The organism is Hydrogenimonas thermophila (genome assembly GCF_900115615.1).
Taxonomy (GTDB): Bacteria; Campylobacterota; Campylobacteria; order Campylobacterales; family Hydrogenimonadaceae; genus Hydrogenimonas; species Hydrogenimonas thermophila.
Map to the genome: position 1 here is coordinate 25,271 of NZ_FOXB01000018.1, position 17,522 is coordinate 42,792.

At 35.9% G+C, this 17,522-nt stretch carries 18 protein-coding genes and 3 pseudogenes; 6 read left to right on the plus strand and 15 right to left on the minus strand.

Annotated features, from left to right (window positions below):
- Positions 1-31 precede the first annotated feature (31 nt).
- A complete protein-coding gene (gene bioD, locus BM227_RS07005; RefSeq protein ID WP_092912472.1) occupies positions 32-691 on the plus strand; it encodes a dethiobiotin synthase in 660 nt (219 codons plus the stop codon).
- Here bioD and BM227_RS07010 read toward each other — a convergent pair.
- The 7 genes from BM227_RS07010 to BM227_RS07040 all read right to left on the minus strand — a co-directional run bounded on the left by BM227_RS07010 (position 669) and on the right by BM227_RS07040 (position 5,995).
- Complete coding sequence (locus BM227_RS07010; protein ID WP_218147925.1) at positions 669-1,163, minus strand: glycine zipper 2TM domain-containing protein; 495 nt, start codon at positions 1,161-1,163, stop codon at positions 669-671. The genes bioD and BM227_RS07010 overlap by 23 nt on opposite strands.
- A gap of 63 nt (positions 1,164-1,226) precedes the next feature.
- On the minus strand, positions 1,227-2,054 hold the full coding sequence (locus BM227_RS07015; protein ID WP_092912474.1) for a porin: 828 nt from the start codon (positions 2,052-2,054) through the stop codon (positions 1,227-1,229).
- A gap of 20 nt (positions 2,055-2,074) precedes the next feature.
- The gene (locus BM227_RS07020) at positions 2,075-2,461 is read right to left on the minus strand and encodes a hypothetical protein (protein WP_092912476.1); all 387 of its coding nucleotides are present in this window, start codon (positions 2,459-2,461) and stop codon (positions 2,075-2,077) included.
- A 49-nt stretch (positions 2,462-2,510) separates the two neighbouring features.
- Positions 2,511-3,566 carry a sensor histidine kinase gene (locus tag BM227_RS07025; RefSeq protein WP_092912478.1) on the minus strand — a complete coding sequence of 352 codons (1,056 nt, stop codon included), beginning with the start codon at positions 3,564-3,566 and terminating at the stop codon, positions 2,511-2,513.
- Entirely contained in the window at positions 3,553-4,191 is a 639-nt protein-coding gene (locus BM227_RS07030) for a response regulator transcription factor (RefSeq protein WP_092912480.1), read from the minus strand. Before BM227_RS07030 ends, BM227_RS07025 begins: the two co-directional genes overlap by 14 nt.
- 8 nt (positions 4,192-4,199) lie before the next feature.
- A complete protein-coding gene (locus BM227_RS07035) occupies positions 4,200-5,381 on the minus strand; it encodes a glutathionylspermidine synthase family protein (protein WP_092912482.1) in 1,182 nt (393 codons plus the stop codon).
- Positions 5,378-5,995, minus strand: a complete 618-nt coding sequence (locus BM227_RS07040; protein ID WP_092912483.1) for a UPF0323 family lipoprotein — start codon at positions 5,993-5,995, stop codon at positions 5,378-5,380. Before BM227_RS07040 ends, BM227_RS07035 begins: the two co-directional genes overlap by 4 nt.
- A 289-nt stretch (positions 5,996-6,284) precedes the next feature.
- Here BM227_RS07040 and BM227_RS07045 point away from each other — a divergent pair, with 289 nt between their 5' ends.
- Positions 6,285-7,541, plus strand: coding sequence for a hypothetical protein (locus tag BM227_RS07045; RefSeq protein WP_092912485.1), 1,257 nt, complete (start codon positions 6,285-6,287; stop codon positions 7,539-7,541).
- Positions 7,542-7,650: 109 nt separating this feature from the next.
- On the opposite strand, the gene BM227_RS07050 is transcribed toward BM227_RS07045, so the two are convergent.
- The 5 genes from BM227_RS07050 to BM227_RS07070 form a co-directional block, all read right to left on the minus strand.
- Entirely contained in the window at positions 7,651-8,196 is a 546-nt protein-coding gene (locus tag BM227_RS07050) for a HyaD/HybD family hydrogenase maturation endopeptidase (RefSeq protein WP_092912487.1), read from the minus strand.
- Positions 8,197-8,206: 10 nt separating this feature from the next.
- Entirely contained in the window at positions 8,207-9,937 is a 1,731-nt protein-coding gene (locus BM227_RS07055; protein ID WP_092912489.1) for a nickel-dependent hydrogenase large subunit, read from the minus strand.
- Entirely contained in the window at positions 9,937-11,175 is a 1,239-nt protein-coding gene (locus tag BM227_RS07060) for a hydrogenase small subunit (protein ID WP_092912491.1), read from the minus strand. The genes BM227_RS07055 and BM227_RS07060 overlap by 1 nt, the downstream gene beginning before the upstream one ends.
- 25 nt (positions 11,176-11,200) lie before the next feature.
- Complete coding sequence (locus BM227_RS07065; RefSeq protein ID WP_092912492.1) at positions 11,201-12,670, minus strand: multiheme c-type cytochrome; 1,470 nt, start codon at positions 12,668-12,670, stop codon at positions 11,201-11,203.
- Between the two features lie 554 nt (positions 12,671-13,224).
- Positions 13,225-13,683 carry a PBECR3 domain-containing polyvalent protein gene (locus BM227_RS07070; protein ID WP_092912494.1) on the minus strand — a complete coding sequence of 153 codons (459 nt, stop codon included), beginning with the start codon at positions 13,681-13,683 and terminating at the stop codon, positions 13,225-13,227.
- Positions 13,684-13,785: 102 nt separating this feature from the next.
- Between BM227_RS07070 and BM227_RS07075 the strand changes: the two genes are divergently transcribed.
- Positions 13,786-14,667, plus strand: coding sequence for an aspartate carbamoyltransferase catalytic subunit (locus tag BM227_RS07075; protein ID WP_092912495.1), 882 nt, complete (start codon positions 13,786-13,788; stop codon positions 14,665-14,667).
- Positions 14,660-15,592 carry an aminodeoxychorismate synthase component I gene (locus BM227_RS07080; RefSeq protein ID WP_092912497.1) on the plus strand — a complete coding sequence of 311 codons (933 nt, stop codon included), beginning with the start codon at positions 14,660-14,662 and terminating at the stop codon, positions 15,590-15,592. Before BM227_RS07075 ends, BM227_RS07080 begins: the two co-directional genes overlap by 8 nt.
- Positions 15,593-15,615: 23 nt before the next feature.
- On the opposite strand, the gene BM227_RS13185 is transcribed toward BM227_RS07080, so the two are convergent.
- Together BM227_RS13185 and BM227_RS13345 are read right to left on the minus strand one after the other, a co-directional pair.
- Positions 15,616-15,744 (minus strand): hypothetical protein, encoded by a 129-nt coding sequence (locus BM227_RS13185; protein ID WP_281244310.1) that lies wholly within the window; start codon positions 15,742-15,744, stop codon positions 15,616-15,618.
- A gap of 38 nt (positions 15,745-15,782) precedes the next feature.
- Positions 15,783-15,896 (minus strand): annotated as a pseudogene (locus tag BM227_RS13345) (IS982 family transposase); the annotation flags it as partial.
- Between the two features lie 111 nt (positions 15,897-16,007).
- Between BM227_RS13345 and BM227_RS07085 the strand changes: the two are divergent.
- Positions 16,008-16,175, plus strand: a complete 168-nt coding sequence (locus BM227_RS07085; RefSeq protein WP_092912499.1) for a helix-turn-helix domain-containing protein — start codon at positions 16,008-16,010, stop codon at positions 16,173-16,175.
- Positions 16,176-16,268: 93 nt separating this feature from the next.
- A pseudogene (locus BM227_RS07090) lies at positions 16,269-17,162 on the plus strand (IS982 family transposase).
- Here the strand turns inward: BM227_RS07090 and BM227_RS12745 are convergent.
- Positions 17,142-17,522, minus strand: a pseudogene (locus tag BM227_RS12745) (hypothetical protein); the annotation flags it as partial. The pseudogenes BM227_RS07090 and BM227_RS12745 sit on opposite strands and share 21 nt — an antisense overlap.

Here is a 17,522-nt window from a genome sequence, read left to right on the forward strand (position 1 = left end):
ATTTAAAATAATTATATCGAAAGAAGAGTAGATGACGATAAAAATTTTTGTTACTGCAACAAATACAAATATAGGTAAGACACACACTACCATTGCTCTTATGAAAGAGGCTGCAAAACAAGGTTTACGTCCTGCTGCATTTAAACCTATTGAAACTGGTGTTTTAAATGGAAAACCAGATGATGGTACAATCTTGCTTAAAACAATACAAGAGTTAAACCCTTTAGCCAATGAACTTACAATTAATGATGTAGTACCCATACAGTTTGAACTACCAGCCGCACCATATGTCGCAAAAGGCAATAAAACAATCTCTTTTGACTTGATTAAAGAAAAGTTGAAAAAAATTGAAAAGGTATGTGATATCCTTTTTATAGAGGGTGCTGGAGGATTACTGGTTCCCATAGAAGATAATCTATTTATGATAGACTTGCCTGCTATCTTTAAAGTAGATAGAACTCTTCTCATCAGCCCTAGTCGTCTTGGCTCTATTAACGATACACTTTTGAGTATGGAAGCTCTAACAAGAAGAAAAATAGACTTCGATCTAGCAATCAATCTTTATGAAGATTATGAAAGTTTTGAAGAGGTAACACTACCTTACTATAAAAAAGCGGGAGAAAGCTTCTATCTGCTTCCCCGCGATTTAAGTAAGCTAATATCAACTTTTAGTAATTTACATTTACAGTAATATCAATCCTTTTTAAAGGTTTGTTACTGAATTTAACGATCTCTTGACCTTTATATCTTGCATAGTTTTTATAACCGATTAATCGGTTTTCTGTTTTCTCTATGTATCTTGTCTTGCAGCGTCTTTCAATTCTGTAAGAAGGATCACTGTTCCCATCACCTTCAGCAAGATTCTTTCCAACAATTGTTCCAAGAATAGCTCCACCTACAGTTGCAGCTGTTTTTCCACTTCCACCGCCAACTTGATGTCCAAGAATACCACCAGCGGCACCACCGATAATAGCTCCCAATGTTCCATCACTACCACTAGACACTGGAACTTTCTCATCCCAGCACTCTTCAACTGGAGACCTTACGGTTACCATCCTGTAAACAGGTTCACTACGAGTAACTTCAACAGAATCATACATTGTTAAAGATTCAGCAAATAGTGTCGATAGAGCTAATGCACTTAAAAGGATCACTTTTTTCATCACTCAACTCCTCCTTTTTTTATTTTGTAATTTATATCACATAAGTGTGAATCATTTGTGGAGTTAAAAGTAGTAACCTACTCTTAATTCCACATAGTTGTCACTTGTTGAGTCTGTTAAACCCTTTGCATAACTGATTGTTGTAAACCAGTTGCTGTCTATACTGTAAAATCCATATAGTGAGATATTTTTTATCGTCTCAACATCACGATATATAGAATCTGATTGATAATAAGAGATACTTGCATTTAGTTTTGGTGTAAAATCATAACCAACACCCAAATTAAATGCATCTGTATTTTGGTATCTTATTATCTCATTTTTTGTAATAACATCGTTATCACCTACCAACATATAGTTATAACCTGCAAAAAAGCTCCACTCTTCTACTTTATAGTTACAATTCAAATTAACAGTATAATCTGTTTTATTATTACTATAACCTGTATCATATGTTGGTAAAACCAGCCCAATACCTGCTCTAACTGTAAAGTCAGATGCAAGCTTCCACTTATAATTTGCAGAAACAGACGTATCATTCCAGCCTTTATCACTTCTTCTAGAGCCATCACTTCTAAAATAGGAGCTTTGAAACTGCAGTGTAAAATTTCCACGATAATAATCTACTTGAGCAGTTGTAGTATATGTATCTGTCTTTTTATTACTGCGATAATTTAATTGACTATACGATACTCCAAAGATCATATCAAAGTATTGATCGACAATTACTGACTTGATAGAACAGCCATTTTCATCAACCAAATCTGTTATAGGTGTATTTGGGCATTTATCTATAGAATCATCTACACCATCAAAATCGATATCGCTAAAACCAAACAATACTACACTGCTTAAAATAGTTAAAAAAATAGTTTTAATTATAAAATTCATCAAATCCCTTCTTGTGTTATCTAACGATGCTGATGTCCCATTTGCATATTTCCACTACCCATAGGTTGTCGTGGCATACGATGTACAGGGTTTGTAGTTTCTGTTTGTCTGTTTATAGTACTTGTATTATTTAAAGATGTATCAATAAGTTGATTTACTACATTTTCTCTATTTTTAACCTGCATCTTTCCAAGAAGTTTACGTAACGCTTCTACCCTTTCTTTTCTATTCATTGTAGCTAACTGCTCTTTAAATTTATTCATTAACTCCCTACGTTTTAATGGATCAGCATTCTTTATTTGCTCAATCTGAACATCAATAGAACTCTCTTCAGCTTTACTCTTTACAACAAATATTGCCACAGAGACAAGAAAAAGCATCGTTATAATTTTCCCGATACCCTTCACATGTATCCTCCTTCTTTAAATATTTATATATAATTAAGACGTAAAATTGTTAGCTAAACGTTACTTTGTCTAGAAAGAGTGTTACTGTAGTCCCCTCGTCCTTTTTACTTTTAAGCTCAATATCAATATTCATCTCATCACACAATTTTTTTACAATATGCAATCCGATCCCAATACCTCGATCATTCTCTTTATAAAAACGCTCAAATACTTTATGTGGATATTCAATACCAATACCTGTATCTTCTATAATAAGCTTATCAAGATCTGGAATAAGTTTTACCGTTATACTTCCATCTTTTTTATTGTATTTGGCAGCGTTACTTAAAATATTATCAATAATGCGTATCATTGCATCTTTGTTTGCAACTATCTTTAGCGGTGATATCTGCAAATCAAATTTTAAGTGGCTAAAAGCTCTTTCAATAAGTTGAACACGCTCTTTAAGCAGCTCATCTAAAGAGAAAACCTCTTTTTGTAACTCATGTCCGCCAATGTAGCTTCTAAGATTATTTTGAAGGCGCAAAAGTGTCTCAACCGCTTGTTCTATCCTATCAATCTTTGTACTTTGTGGACAATCTTTTTTAAGCATCCTTACATTTAGTCTGACTATGGACAAAGGTGTATTAAAGTCGTGCAAAATATCTCTTATAAACTCTTCAGTAAGCTTTAAAGCCTCTCTTAAAGGGTGAAGCGCATAAAAAGAGAATAGTACAGAAAGGAGTATAAGCACAATAAAAATAGCAAAAAACTCAAAAAGAAGCTCTTTTTGAATCTTTGCCAAATCCTCTCTATACTTTTCACTCAAATAACTGATCTGCAAAACATACTGACTACTTCCAGGAATAGGGAAGTAGGCAAAAAGAGCTTTGTCATCTTTTTTTAAAACATAAAGTTCACTCTTTTTAGCATCGGCAAAATCTATTTCTAAATCTTTACATTTAAGATCGAAACTGCAAAGACGCATTTGAGAAAAGATTCTGTTATCGAGATTTATCTGCTCTCTTGTGTAGAGATTGTAAAAAAGAGTTGCCATCAACAGAGTTAATGAGCTTAAAAAGAGTAAAAAACTCTTTAAAAAAGACTCCTTCTCAACACGCCTCAAGGACGTACCCCACACCGCGGATATTTTTAAACTCCAGCCCCGTTTTCTCTTTTAGCTTGTTTATTGCAACACGCAATGCTGTGGAGCTTGGATGCTCCAAACAATCCATTAAAACAGTTTTATCTATTACCTGCCCTATATTGTTTAAAAAATGGTTCAAAAGTGAGAGCTGAACTTCACCTAATGGAACAATATGACCATCTCTTTTCAAAGTTCCGCTTGCAGGGTCAAACTCAACATCTCCACATTTGATAACAGATGAAGCTTTAGAAAGTTTGGCATTTACACGAATCAACAACTCCTCTGGAAAAAAAGGCTTTTTAATGTAATCATCAGCCCCAAGTTCAAACCCTTTGGCAATAGTTTTAAGATCAACCAAAGCACTTATAAAGATAGTAGGAGTATCATCTTTAGCATTTCGCAAACTCTCTAACAAATCAAAACCATCAATTTCAGGAACATTAATATCAAAAATATAGAGATCATACTTTTGTTCAAAAGTTTTATCGGCAGCTTCTGCACCATCAATGACCCAATCTACATCATAGCCATCTTCTCGCAGAAGCTCTTCCAATGTCTCACCAAGAGCACGGTCATCCTCTAAGAGGAGAATCTTTTGTTTCAATATATCTCCTATTCAATGATATGGCTTACAAATTTGCTCATATTATCTAAAATCTCTCCACCTCGTCTGAAACCAAGACCACACCCTTCATATGCAAAGAAAACACCTGCCTGATAGTTTCTGCCGTTTGAATCTTTTGGTAACTCAACAAACTCCTGATAAATAGTTGGCTGATCACCATAATCATCCTGAGCAGATGTTAAGAGATTTCCATTTGCATCCAAAATCTTTACACTGCCGCCTTCACGACCCAAAAACGGCTTTTGTACCTGTTTTTTGCCAATTGGTTCAAACGAAGTCTCTAAAAGCAGAGGATGATTTGGGTAAAGGTCCCACAAGATTTTCATAATAGCTTTTGACTGAAACATTAATGTATATGCAGGATTGAGTATAATTGCCTTCTGATTCTCCATAATATTTGTTAAGATTCTTGCCAAATCACTCTCTTCAATAGCGATCATCTCCCACGGAATAAGCTTAAACCAATACTCATACTGCTCATCTTTATAAAAGATGCCATCCTCATATGAAAACTCTACCTCATCAACAAAGCTAAATGCCGTATGAAAACCTGCATCATCAGCCATCTTTTGAAGCAGTTTGGTTGTATTTTCATCTTCAATATTTCCACGAATAGCACTGAAAAGAATTTTCCAACCTTCATAGTACTGCTCAAAATCAGCTAAATCACCATCTAGAACTATTAGACGATTAAAGTTATCTCGAATTGCTTCATATACATTATTAAATTGTGCAGCTTCATCAAGCCCGTTTGCTTTTAGCATAGCCCACTGCACAATAGCCGTCTCAAAGAGTGCAGTCGGAGTATCAGCATTAAACTCCAACAGTTTAATAGGAGCACCTCCTACTCCTCCAGCTAAGTCAAATCGCCCATAAATATGCCAGTGAACATCATTTTCCCAACTCTTTTTTACAGCATCTACAAGGTTGAAAGGTATGCCTATTTCGTGAAACAGATTATTCTCTACTACATAATCCCCAGCTTCAACAAACATATCGTAAAGCTCATTAACTGCTTCATAATAGCTTTCAGCTTCTTCTTCACTGACAACTACAACTTCATCAGCAATATAAGGTGACTCATCTTTGTCTGTATGCCAATGAAAACCAATTGACTCAAGAAATTCTGGGGTAAGAGGGTCAAGCTTTTTAAGAGTTACACTGCTCATCCGCCTATGCTCCCAAATGTAGATTTTGATCCTGTTTTGCTGCTTCCAAAAAATCCAGACCGTGTTGAGCGACTTTTTGTAGCAGTGCTACTCTGTTTTACTTTATTGAAACTGTTTACACTACGCTGATATGCTGTAGGAGACTTGTAACTGCGCTGACGATTTTGCTGATAGTTTGGATTGTTAAAAAGTTTGTTTCCTATCCAGCTTCCGATGATAGCACCTGCAGCTGAAGCAAGCAGTGCTTCTCCAAGCCCCAATCCTCCACTGCTCATCTGAGGCTGTGTAAGTGCAGATTCACCGCTGTCTATGCGTTTAGCCTCTTCTGCCACTAAAGCATCAAGCTCCTCTTTAGTTAAAATCTTTTCAGTACCGTCAAGCTTACGCAATATAACACGAGTTGTATCGGCAGGATACTCCTCTGCTATCTTATATTTATTAGGAGCTACCTCATCTATAACAACAAAAGCACCCTGTTTTTGACTTGCCTGTGTAAAAGCATCACTTTGTCCTTCTGATTGCTTTTGATCACACCCACTAAAAGCAATCATTGCAATAGCACCAAACGAACCAACCATTGCATAAGTAGAAATCTTTTTAATATAGTGTTTCAAATCTATCTCTCCCCTCTTTATTTATCAGTTAAATATTCTATCAAATTACTCCAAATATAGTAATGAAAATGTTTTTGTATAATTAAATTGTTTATTTAAAATTATATCTTTCGTTTAAGAAAAGATTTGATATCATAACCAAAGTTTAATTCATTAATCATATTTATTGACAATCTTTTTGTCAATAAAATGAAAAAATACCAAAAAATAGGTGTTCCGGTCAGTTTTACATATAAACCTTATGTAAAACTGACCGGAACGGTTAATCCAAACATACAAGGGAGTAAGTATGAAAAAAATCAAAATGAGTCTTGTCGCGGCTATCGCAGCAGCTGCAGCTACAACTGGTGCTAATGCAGGTGCACTTGACAGTATTCTTAGCAATCCAAAACTTGATCTTGAGCTTCGCCCAAGATATGAGTATGTAGATGCAAGTACAGCAAATGATGCTAAAGCATTTACTATAAGAACAGCTCTTGGCGCTCAATTCGGACTATTCGGGGTAAATGGTTTAAATGCCCAAATTCAAGGTATGAGTGTTGATAACTTTGGTCTAGTTACTGATTATGATCCAGAAAATACTGCTTATCCAAAAGTTCTTGATGGAACACAAGCTCGTGTTACTCAAGCAAATATATCTTATGCTAAAAATGGATTTGTTGGAATCCTTGGTCGTAAAATGGTTGTCCTTGACAATGCTCGCTTCATTGGTAATGTTGGCTGGAGACAAATGCCACAAACTTATGATTTGGCAGCAGGAATCTATAACTATGATAAGCTAAGTGTGCTTGCAGCATATGTAACTCAAGTTAACCGTATTTTTAATACTGATGGTGATAGTCTAACTAGTAATAAATTATCTACAGGAACTGTTCTTTTGCATGCTACATATAAAGCTATGCCAGCATTAACACTTACTGCTTATGATTATATGATTCAAAACTTTGCTGATCATATTGGTATTCGTGCAACAGGAAAAATTAATGCTGGTAGTGTAAAACTCGCTTATGAAGCAGAATATGCAAAACAAAATGATCCTACTTTAGATGATAGTAATGAACCTTTAGTACCAGGTACTTTAACAATGTATACAAAACAAGATGCTGATTATTATAAATTAGGATTGAGTGCTACAATGAGTGGTTTTACAGTAGGTGCCGCTTATGAAGTTTTAGGAGAAGCATCAGGAGATGGACAAAGAGAATTTTATACTCCTCTTGCAACACTACATGCTATGAATGGTTGGGCTGATGTATTTGCTACTGGTACTAAAGACAATCTGTCAGGTTTAACAGATGCAAGTGTTAAACTAGCATATAATGCAGGTAAATTTGGTAAACTTGTAACTGTTTATCATAAATTTGAAAGTGATGCAGGAAGTACTGATTACGGTACAGAAATTGATGCTGCATATAACTTTAAAATTAACAAGAACCTTGGCTTACTTCTTAAAGGTGCTTGGTTTGATGCAGATGCGAATGGTGGATATACTGATACTACAAAATACTGGGTACAACTCGACTACAAATTCAGCGCAAAACTCTAATCTATCTTTCCAAAACCGCCTTCGGGCGGTTTGTTTCAGCAGTACGACGTCTCTTTTTTCCCACTCCTACTCCTTAGGCGCGTACTGTTGAAACAAGCCCTTTATACCTCTATGCAGTAGCGGCAGTAGGAGAGCCGTATTCGTAAATAATATCTTCTAGTTTTTTACCTGATCTTTTTTTAGTAGCTTCAATTCCTACACTCTCAAGTTCTTTTAGCACAGCTTCAATAAACCCATAAAATTTCTCTTTAATCTCATTTGTCATATCTATCTCAACACTCTCTATATCTTTAGGAACAATGCCTATGACATTTACCTCTGCCATAGATTCAAGCATTGAACAGATTTCAAGCATTTCAACAACTTCAACTTCATGTGCTGTCTGATGATAGCTGCCAAGACCCATCAAGGCATCTGAAGGAAGGTTGTATACAGAACCTGCTTCATCTTTAATGGAGACAGTATCGAGTATTATGACTTTATCATAACTTTGGTAGTATGTCATCAGTTTAAACCCAAGCGTTCCACCGTCGATGATATCGACGGTGGTTGAGAAGTCATAATTCTCTTTCAAATATTTTGCTGCATAAATTCCAACACCTTCATCTTTAAAAAGTATATTCCCTATGCCAATGACTATTGTCTTTTTCTTCATACTTCTTCCTTTATATTGAGCAGCTTGTATTTACTTTATATACTCCCAGCTCTTTTCCTTTTGTATCGACAATATGTACAGCACAAGCAATACAAGGGTCAAAACTATGAACAGTTCTAAGAATCTCAAGCGGCTGATCTGGATCTGAAACTTTTAAACCTATGAGACTCTCTTCATAAGCCCCTTTTCTCTCTTTGTAGTCACGCGGAGCTGCATTCCATGTAGATGGAACAACTGCCTGATAGTTAGCAACTTTACCGTTTTGAATTCTAACCCAATGCCCCAATGCACCGCGAGGTGCCTCTTCTATGCCATACCCTCTGGCATTTTGGCTAACTCTATTAAAATCAAACGGTGTAGTTGTTTTAATATCTCCAGATGCTACATTTGCTGAAAGCTCATCGATCCAATCAACCATAACATCTGCCAATAACTCTGTCTCTATTGCACGTGCTGCCGTACGTCCTACAGAAGAGAATAGTGCTTCAGTAGGCAAGCCAGAATTTGTAAGAAATTTCGTTACATAGTCACTAATGAGAGCATCTCCTCTTGCCATTCCAACAGCCATTCGTGCAAGCGGTCCTACCTCAACACGAGTATCATCATAAAGTGGCGATTTGATCCAACTGTATTTGCCTGCCGTATCAAGATAAGCTATTCCATTCTCTTTGCGCCCAAAACCTGTATAGTTTGGTTCAGTCACTCCATCATACGGGTGAAGATTACTACTTCCACTATACCAAGCGTGAGTAACATCTTCAGTCACTTTTGATGGATCAAAATCGATCGCACTTGAGAGATCACCATTCAACACCAACCCGCCAGGGAAAAGCATCTCTCCATTGTACATAGGGTTATCATCTAGTCTAAATCCACCATAAACAAGAAAGTTTTTCAACCCTGCTCCAACTCCAGCACGAGCTTCATCAGCATATGCCGAGCTTATCATATAAATATCAGGTAAATATGCCTGCTTAATGAACCTTCTAAACTCCAGATGCAAGTCTTTAAATAACGCTCTTCGTGCCGAACTTTTAATATCATCAACACAAGTAACACCACCTACAACAATGCTTTGAGGATGCGGATCTTTTCCTCCAAATATTGCTATCATTTTTGAGACATTACGCTGTAAATCAAGTGCTTGAAGATAGTGTGTAATGCCTATTAGGTTCTGTTCTGGAGTTAATTTATAGCTTTTATTTCCCCAGTATCCATTTCCGAAAATTCCCAGTCGTCCCTGATTTACAAATGTCCTTACACGCTCTTGAACATTGGCAAACTCAGTAGCTGAATCTGTCCAAGGTGTCTCTCCTAAAACAGATGCCCACTTTTTAGCCTCTGCTGCAGCTTTTTGAGGATCAGCATTTAAAGCAGATGTAATGTCAATCCAATCAAGTGAATGCAAATGATAAAAGTGAACAAGATGGTCATGCAAAAATAGTGCACCCTGCATAAGGTTTCTGACAATACGTGCATTTTTTGGAATTGTAATTCCAAATGCATGCTCAACAGCCTCTATACTGCGCTGATAGTGAGTAACAGTACAAACCCCACAGATACGCATAGCTAAAAGACCGCAATCTCTAGGGTCACGCCCTTTAAGAATTGTCTCTATTCCTCGAAACATTGTAGATGAGCTGAAGGCATCAACAATTGTATTGTTATCGTCAATGACAGCTTCTATGCGAAGGTGTCCTTCTATTCTTGTTATTGGATCTATTACTATATGTTTAGCCATTACGCTTCCCCCTTATCAGCTCTCTTTTTTTCCAATGCCGTTGCAGCAGCATAAATACCGGCACCTATTTCAGTTGCAGCGACTACTCCAAAACTTGATCTATCTATTTTTGTGTCAATACTGTTTGATGCAACTACTATAGTTGTATCATCTATAGGTCTCTCAAACGCATATTTGTCCCAAAAGTCAGGCTCTGAACATCCAATACATCCACGACCTGCACCTATTGGCCAGTTAACACCGTCGTTGTAGCGTACAATTCCACAGTTATTGAAAGTCATTGGTCCTTTACAACCCATTTTATAGAGACAGAAGTTGTTTTTTGCTCCTGCATCTCCCCACTCTTCTACAAACTCACCTGCATCAAAGTGAACACGTCGCTCACAAGTGTCATGTATGCGATATCCAAATGCAAACTTAGGTCGAAGAAGAGAGTCTAGTTCAGGAAGCTCTCCTGTTAGAACATAGTGTAAAATCACTCCAACCATATTTGCAGGGTTTGCAGGACATGCCGGAATATTGATAATAGGCTTGCCTGAGACAATATCCATTACCCCTTTTGCTCCGGTTGGATTTGGTGCTGCTGCAGGGACTCCGCCAAATGTTGCACAGCTTCCGACAGCAACAACTGCCGCAGCATCAGCAGATAAGCGTTTCAAATGCTCTTCAAATGTCTCTCCACTAGCTCCAATCGTTCCATAATACCCGCCAATTGCCGTAGGAATTGAACCTTCAACAAACAGAAGATACCTTCCTTTAAATGTATTGATAGCATCTTGCATCTGTGCTTCAGCCTGATGTCCGGCTGCTGCCATTAAAGTTTCGTGAAACTCCAAACTGATAATCTCTAAAATAATCTCATCCACTTTTGGTTTTTCACTTCTAAGCAAAGCTTCGCTGTTTCCAGCACAATCTTGCAACTCTATCCAGATAACAGGTACACGGTTCATAACTTCAGCAGCTTCTGCTACCAAAGGTTCAAAAAAGCTAGGCAACATAAGCATTGCTGTTGTTGCGCTTACCCATTTCAAAAAATCGCGCCGATCACACCCCTCTGCAGACAAGACATCTTGCAGTTGAGCTTTATTACCGCCAAACGGCTCTATGTTTTTGAGATTTTCTATTCTTTGTTTACACTGTTCATAAAGTTTTTGGTAGTAAGTATCACCTTTATTTGTATCTACTCTTGAACTTTTTGCAGTAAAAAGTTTTTGAACAGCATCTTTTTTATCGATCATAGTTTCATCCTCCCCAAATAATCTCTTAGTCATCAATACCTGGTTTTAGATCCCATTTTGTATTTGTATGACAATCAAAACAGCTTACTTGTTCACCTGCTCTATAACTTACGATTCCAAAAGATAGAGATGACTGCGTTTTAGACATCTTAGTTCCTTGATAATCATATCCGTGGCAGAGCTTGCAATCTTTTGCTCCTCCATCTTCTGCAAATTTGTCATGATCGTCAATCCACTTTTTACCTCTTGAGTGCATAATTTGGCTTCCAAATCTTGGAGTTATATTAAATCCTGGATGACAGGTTATGCAGCTTCTCATATTGACTTTGTAAGGGTCAACTATTTCTGTATGAACTGCGTGAAGAGCATTTGTAAGAACAGGAATACCTTTAATACCACTACCTGAAACAGCATTTACTTTATGACAGTCTGTACATCGAACAGTAGTGTTTCTAGCAGATGCTTCTAAGCCTGCTGAATCATAATTAGTTAAATTTCCAATATTGTTTCTAACTGCATTTGGATGCTTTTGATCGTGCAATCTCAAGATATTGATTTTAAAATCACTCTCTGCATCTGCAAGATTAGCCCAACCTTTTGATGGTCTTGCATTTTCAAAACTGTTTGAAGCATGACAAACTTTACAGTTTCTCTCATCACTTTTATATAGAGTTATTGGATGTTCTAGAGTAGTACTGCCATCTGTTGCTGTAATTTTAAAGGCAGGGTAAATCTCCGTACTGTCTTTAAAAGTCACAGGCAAACAATCTCCACTAAACTCTTTTCTCATTCCACCCATACTCATATGAGAAGAGTTGGATCTGTTAGACAACTGCTCAATAGATACGCTAAAGCTTGAATGATCAACCGGCTTTAAAGTTCCATGATCAAACACCCTGACTTTAACACTGTTCATCGGAGGATACAAAGAGAATACTCTCGCATTTGAACAGCTGCTTTGAGATACTCTTTTTACAGAGAGTATGAGATTTCTTAATGTATTTCTCTGAATGGAAATAGTCATATTGCCTGTATTTGTCTGTACAGTTGCACTACTGGTATTTGTAGTTGTACTGGTGTTCACAGTTGTAACTGTATTTGTATTACTTGAGCTACTGCTGCTACTTGTATTGACAACAGGCTCACTACTTACATTTGTTGCACTATTTACTGTATTGTTTGTATAAACAGTTTCATTAGAGCTAGAATAACTGCTGTTTACATTATTGGTTTCAACAAAGTTACTGTCCATATTTTCAGAAGAGTTTTTTTCTTCAGATTTTTTGTCTTCGGACTTTTTGTCTTTAGACTCTTCATCATCAGAATCATCCTCTTTATCTTTTGATTCATTATTTTCCAGATTTTCAGAATCAACATTTATTTTGTAAGATTCAAGGTTAGTGCTTGTTGTAGTATCACTCTTTGCACTACTCTCAGAACCACACCCACTTAGCAATAACATGGCAATAAGACTAGTCAGGTAGATTAATCTCATGAATTACTCCTTTCAATACTTACCTGATTTTGAGCGGTGGGATGATAAAGGTAAAAAATGAATTTTTGATGAAAACTTATAATTTTTAGAGGTTACATTTATATAAAAACTAAAGTGAGTCTATACGAGTAAGAAGATTTGGTTTTGTGTGGTATAATTTTCGTAAAGAGGTGAGAGTGTGGAAATAATCCGTCGTGCCACCGGCGAGGGCTTTAAGTCGTCGATATGGAAGGGTGACGGTCTTCCCACCTCTTATTTAAACTTCCACTCTCCATAAAATAACTGAAAAAAGGGATTTTTTAAATCAGAAGCATTTATGTAGCCTGCTGTCTTGATAAGCGTTAATTCATCCCCTTTATATTTAAACTTTGTATCTATAACTGTTTTATATCCATAAATAGCTCTTTTTTAATTACAATTTTAACTAATTCATTTGTAAAAAATTGGAAAAGTTTGGTTTTGTGTGCTATAATCGGTTATATGGAGATGTGAAAGGCGGAAAGGGTTTATCCCACCGGTATTGCCGCCGATGGTTGCGACCAGTATGAGAGGGATTACCGGCTCTCCACATCTCCATATATTACTTCATAACTTTTTAAATTTGAATTTTCTATATAGCCTGCTGTTTTTATAAGCGTTATTGACTCTTTCTTTCTTTTATATTTTGTATCTATTACAAGTTTGATAATTTTAGAGCAACTACTTTTATGCTTACAGTATAATAAATTTAATTTATCTTTTTCATTATCAAAAAAGACTGCACTTGGGTTTTTTAAAATATTAGGTATTCTTAAAATATCCTCTTCACTAAGCCCTGCTCCTCTTTGCTTTTTACTCTCTCTTGCAAGATGAGATAAACCTTTATGGTTTATATAAATCTCTTTGGTATGAATCGGCACGCCTTTTATATTTAAAAACTCAATCACCTTTTCATCTAATTCACCTACAATAACTTTATTTCTTGTAAGCTTCTTTCTTGCTTTTATCTCATCAAGCATAGATTTTATATCCATAAATAGATCTTTTTTACTTACAATTTTACCTAACTTTTTGTTAACTTCTTTCCTGATATAATGTCACCAGAAAATAGCGTACCGATTCAAAAAAGGAGAAACATGCGGCATCTCATTACCACTGACGACCTCTCTGTAGAAGAGATTAAAAATCTCTTTAACGATGCCGAGTCCTATTTAGATACACCACCGCCAAAACTTCTGCAAAACCGTCTAATAATCACACTTTTTTTTGAAAACTCAACCCGAACTCGCAGTAGTTTTGAAATTGCAGCAAAAAAACTTGGTGCAGATGTTGTTCACTTGGATGTAGCAAAAAGCTCTACAAAAAAGGGAGAGACTCTTTACGACACTGCCGCCAACCTAAATGCTATGGGTCCGGATGCTATTATTGTTCGTCACGCTCAAAGCGGAACTCCATACCAAATTTCCCGTCATGTTGACTGTGCCATTTTCAATGCAGGTGACGGAGCTCATGCTCATCCAAGTCAGGCACTGCTTGATCTATTTACGATTCGCAGGCACTTTAAAGGAGAACTAGAAGGTAAACGCATAGCTATCGTAGGAGATATTAAAAACTCTCGTGTAGCTAATTCCAATATGCGTCTTTTGCCTCGTTTTGGATTGAAGATTACACTGGTTGCACCACCACACTTTATGCCAAAAACAGATTTCCCTTCAACAACAAAGCTAAATGATGTGCTTGATGAAGTTGACATTATTATGAGTTTGAGAACCCAAACAGAAAGACACTCTCATCCAATTTATGCAAGTTTGAAAGATTATGCCAGCGATTACTGCATCACCAAAGAAAAAATAGGCAAACGGGATATCTTGCTTTTACATCCAGGACCTGTTCATAGAAACATAGATATTGATGATGAAATGCTTGCAGATCCTCGCTGTAAAGTTTTAGAGCAGGTTAAAAATGGCGTAGCTGTGCGTATGGCAGCACTAAAAAAACTGATTCTTGCCAATGGATAAACTCTCCCGGCTGGCGACAGCTGGAATACCATTTTTGTTTGTTATCTCTTACGATAAACAGACTGTCATCGCTGAATCGCTTGATAACCTGAAACAATTTAAAGTAGCACTACACAGCAAACCATCACGTACGTTCAAAAAAAAGCCTAAACTACAACGTAGTCCTATTGACTTTTTAGAGTATAAAAAAGCATTTGACCAAGTCATTGAAGAGATTAAAGCAGGCAATACATACCTTTTAAATCTTACATTCTCTACACCTATTAAATGCAGTTTCAGCCTTGAAGAGATTTTTGAAATGGCTAATGCACCCTATAAGCTTCTTTGCAAAGAGAAATTTGTCTGTTTTTCACCAGAGCCTTTTATTAAAATTGAAAACAATGTCATCTCTACATACCCAATGAAAGGTACTATAGATGCAACAGTGCCTAATGCAAAAGAGAAAATTTTGGCAAATGAGAAGGAGATGGCAGAACATGTAATGGTTGTAGATCTGCTAAGAAATGATCTTGGTATAGTAGGAAAAAATGTACGTGTTAAAAAGTTTCGTTATATAGATAAAATTGTTACTGCAGATAAAACCTTACTGCAAGTAAGCTCAAAAATAGAAGCAAAACTCTCAAATGATTGGCACAAACACCTTGGAGAAATTTTAGATGCAATGCTTCCAGCAGGATCGATTACAGGAACACCAAAACAAAAAACCTGTGAAATTATAGAAAGAGTTGAAACCCATAAAAGAGGATTTTTTACAGGAGTATTTGGAGTTTACGATGGAAAAAATTTAGAGAGTGCCGTAATGATACGTTTTATTGAACAAGGATCTAACGGTCTTGTTTACAAAAGTGGCGGAGGTATAACAATAGACAGTAACGCTAAAGCTGAATATCAAGAGATGCTTGACAAAGTCTATCTGCCTATCTAACAAAATCGTAAGTGAGTATTATTTTAATCATACCAAATTTTTGAAAAATCAAACTCTATTTTGCACTTTCCTATATCAAAGGTAAATGTCTCATCTGTAGCATCAAGAGCTTTTATGTAGCGTCCTTCGTGAAGTTTAAAGACTTTTGCCAAGTTTTAATCTGGATAGACTAAAATAACGTTAGTTCGGCTTAAGCCACCACCGCCAATAGATTCCTTTCCGATTCATCTAATCGAATAGAAGGTTTTTTTGGCTGATAGGTATAAGCAATTAATGCACTAATCCAGTTAATCATAGCATTAATGTCATCTGCAATGCTAAAATACACCACAAACGCAAAAGAAAAATGTACCACTTGTAAAAGATAGAGTAAAAAATATGATAGATTTCCTCCAAATATTTGGAGGAGCTATGGATGATTACATATGAGGAGTTTGTAATGATACATACGCTTCACAAACAAGGGTACAGTATAAGAGCGATTGCAAGAATGACAGGGTTAGATAGAAGGACAATTTCAAAAAGATTAAAAGAAAAAGAGTTAATGCCAAGAAAGAGAGTGGATAACCCATTCCAACCCTAATATTCATTTAATAACGTGAGTTCGGGATAAGAAAAGAATAAAAATTGCTTGAGCCTTCCTCAGAAGAACACCAAATACCAAGAGGAAGGCAATATGATTTTAACAAAACTTTTTGTAGAAATCGATGATTTTTATAAATCATTTGAGCCAGAGTATCATAAAAGCCTATTGAGTGAAGGTAAAGTAAAAAGAAGACGGTCAACAACCCTAAGTAAGAGTGAGATAATGACAATAGTGGTATTTTTCCATATGTCTAAATTTAGAACATTTAAGGACTATTATATTAGATATGTTCAAAAGAGTCTTAAATCAGCCTTTCCAGCTCTTGTTTCATATCAAAGGTTTGTAGAGTTAATGCCAAGAGTAATGGTTCCACTTTTTGCATTTATGCAACAAAGACGATTGGGACCTATAACTGGTATCTCTTTTATAGATTCAACAACTATCAAAGTATGTCATATAAAAAGAGAAAAACAAAACAGAGTATTTGCAGGATTAGCAGCTAAAGGGCGTACAACAATGGGATGGTTTTATGGTTTCAAACTTCATCTAGTCATAAATGAAAAAGGAGAAATACTCTCTTTCTTTTTTACTCCAGGCAATAGTAGTGATCAAGATGAAAAAGTAATTGATCATCTATGAAAAAATCTTTCTGGTAAGTTATTTGGTGATAAAGGATATATCTCTCAAAAGCTATTTGAAAAACTTTGGCAGCAAGGAATCCAACTGATTACAAAAATTAGAAAAAATATGAAAAATAAATTAATACCCTTAATAGATAAACTACTACTTCGTAAAAGAGCTTTGATTGAGTCAATTAACGACCAACTTAAAAATGTTGCTATGCTAGAGCATACAAGACATAGAAGTCCTATTAATGCTATGATTAACTGGATTAGTGCATTAATTGCTTATACCTATCAGCCAAAAAAACCTTCTATTCGATTAGATGAATCGGAAAGGAATCTATTGACGGTGGCAGCTTAAGCCGAATTCACGTTTAATAAGTCCATACTTGATTCTTGTCATACAAATAAGTGTTAAAGCTTCTGTAAGATCATATGTTGTTTCAACAATTTTTCTACCAATATTTTCAACTTTATTCAAATGTAAAATATTGATGACAAAGCTTCTAAGAATAGATAATGCAAAAGCACCTTTATTGACTTTGCATTTATCTTCATTTAATGCAGTATCTTTGTAAAAGTGCATTGTTTCAACACTCCATTCACAAAGAATTTTTGTTAAAAAAGTTTTAGCATCATTATACTCATTTGATATATAGTAATGTGTTGTAGTCTCTTGATTATCAACGGTTTTATCAATACTACAGCTATACTTGATAGG

Excerpts from the sequence above, each read along its gene's own strand:
- bioD (WP_092912472.1), top strand. The coding sequence starts at position 32 with ATGACGATAAAAATTTTTGTTACTGCAACAAATACAAATATAGGTAAG.
- BM227_RS07050 (WP_092912487.1), bottom strand. The coding sequence starts at position 8,196 with ATGAAGAAAAAGACAATAGTCATTGGCATAGGGAATATACTTTTTAAA.
- BM227_RS07045 (WP_092912485.1), top strand. The coding sequence starts at position 6,285 with ATGAAAAAAATCAAAATGAGTCTTGTCGCGGCTATCGCAGCAGCTGCA.
- BM227_RS07060 (WP_092912491.1), bottom strand. The coding sequence starts at position 11,175 with ATGATCGATAAAAAAGATGCTGTTCAAAAACTTTTTACTGCAAAAAGT.
- BM227_RS07075 (WP_092912495.1), top strand. The coding sequence starts at position 13,786 with ATGCGGCATCTCATTACCACTGACGACCTCTCTGTAGAAGAGATTAAA.
- BM227_RS07085 (WP_092912499.1), top strand. The coding sequence starts at position 16,008 with ATGATTACATATGAGGAGTTTGTAATGATACATACGCTTCACAAACAA.
- BM227_RS07015 (WP_092912474.1), bottom strand. The coding sequence starts at position 2,054 with ATGAATTTTATAATTAAAACTATTTTTTTAACTATTTTAAGCAGTGTA.
- BM227_RS07035 (WP_092912482.1), bottom strand. The coding sequence starts at position 5,381 with ATGAGCAGTGTAACTCTTAAAAAGCTTGACCCTCTTACCCCAGAATTT.
- BM227_RS07080 (WP_092912497.1), top strand. The coding sequence starts at position 14,660 with ATGGATAAACTCTCCCGGCTGGCGACAGCTGGAATACCATTTTTGTTT.
- BM227_RS07055 (WP_092912489.1), bottom strand. The coding sequence starts at position 9,937 with ATGGCTAAACATATAGTAATAGATCCAATAACAAGAATAGAAGGACAC.
- BM227_RS07070 (WP_092912494.1), bottom strand. The coding sequence starts at position 13,683 with ATGGATATAAAATCTATGCTTGATGAGATAAAAGCAAGAAAGAAGCTT.
- BM227_RS07065 (WP_092912492.1), bottom strand. The coding sequence starts at position 12,670 with ATGAGATTAATCTACCTGACTAGTCTTATTGCCATGTTATTGCTAAGT.
- BM227_RS07010 (WP_218147925.1), bottom strand. The coding sequence starts at position 1,163 with ATGAAAAAAGTGATCCTTTTAAGTGCATTAGCTCTATCGACACTATTT.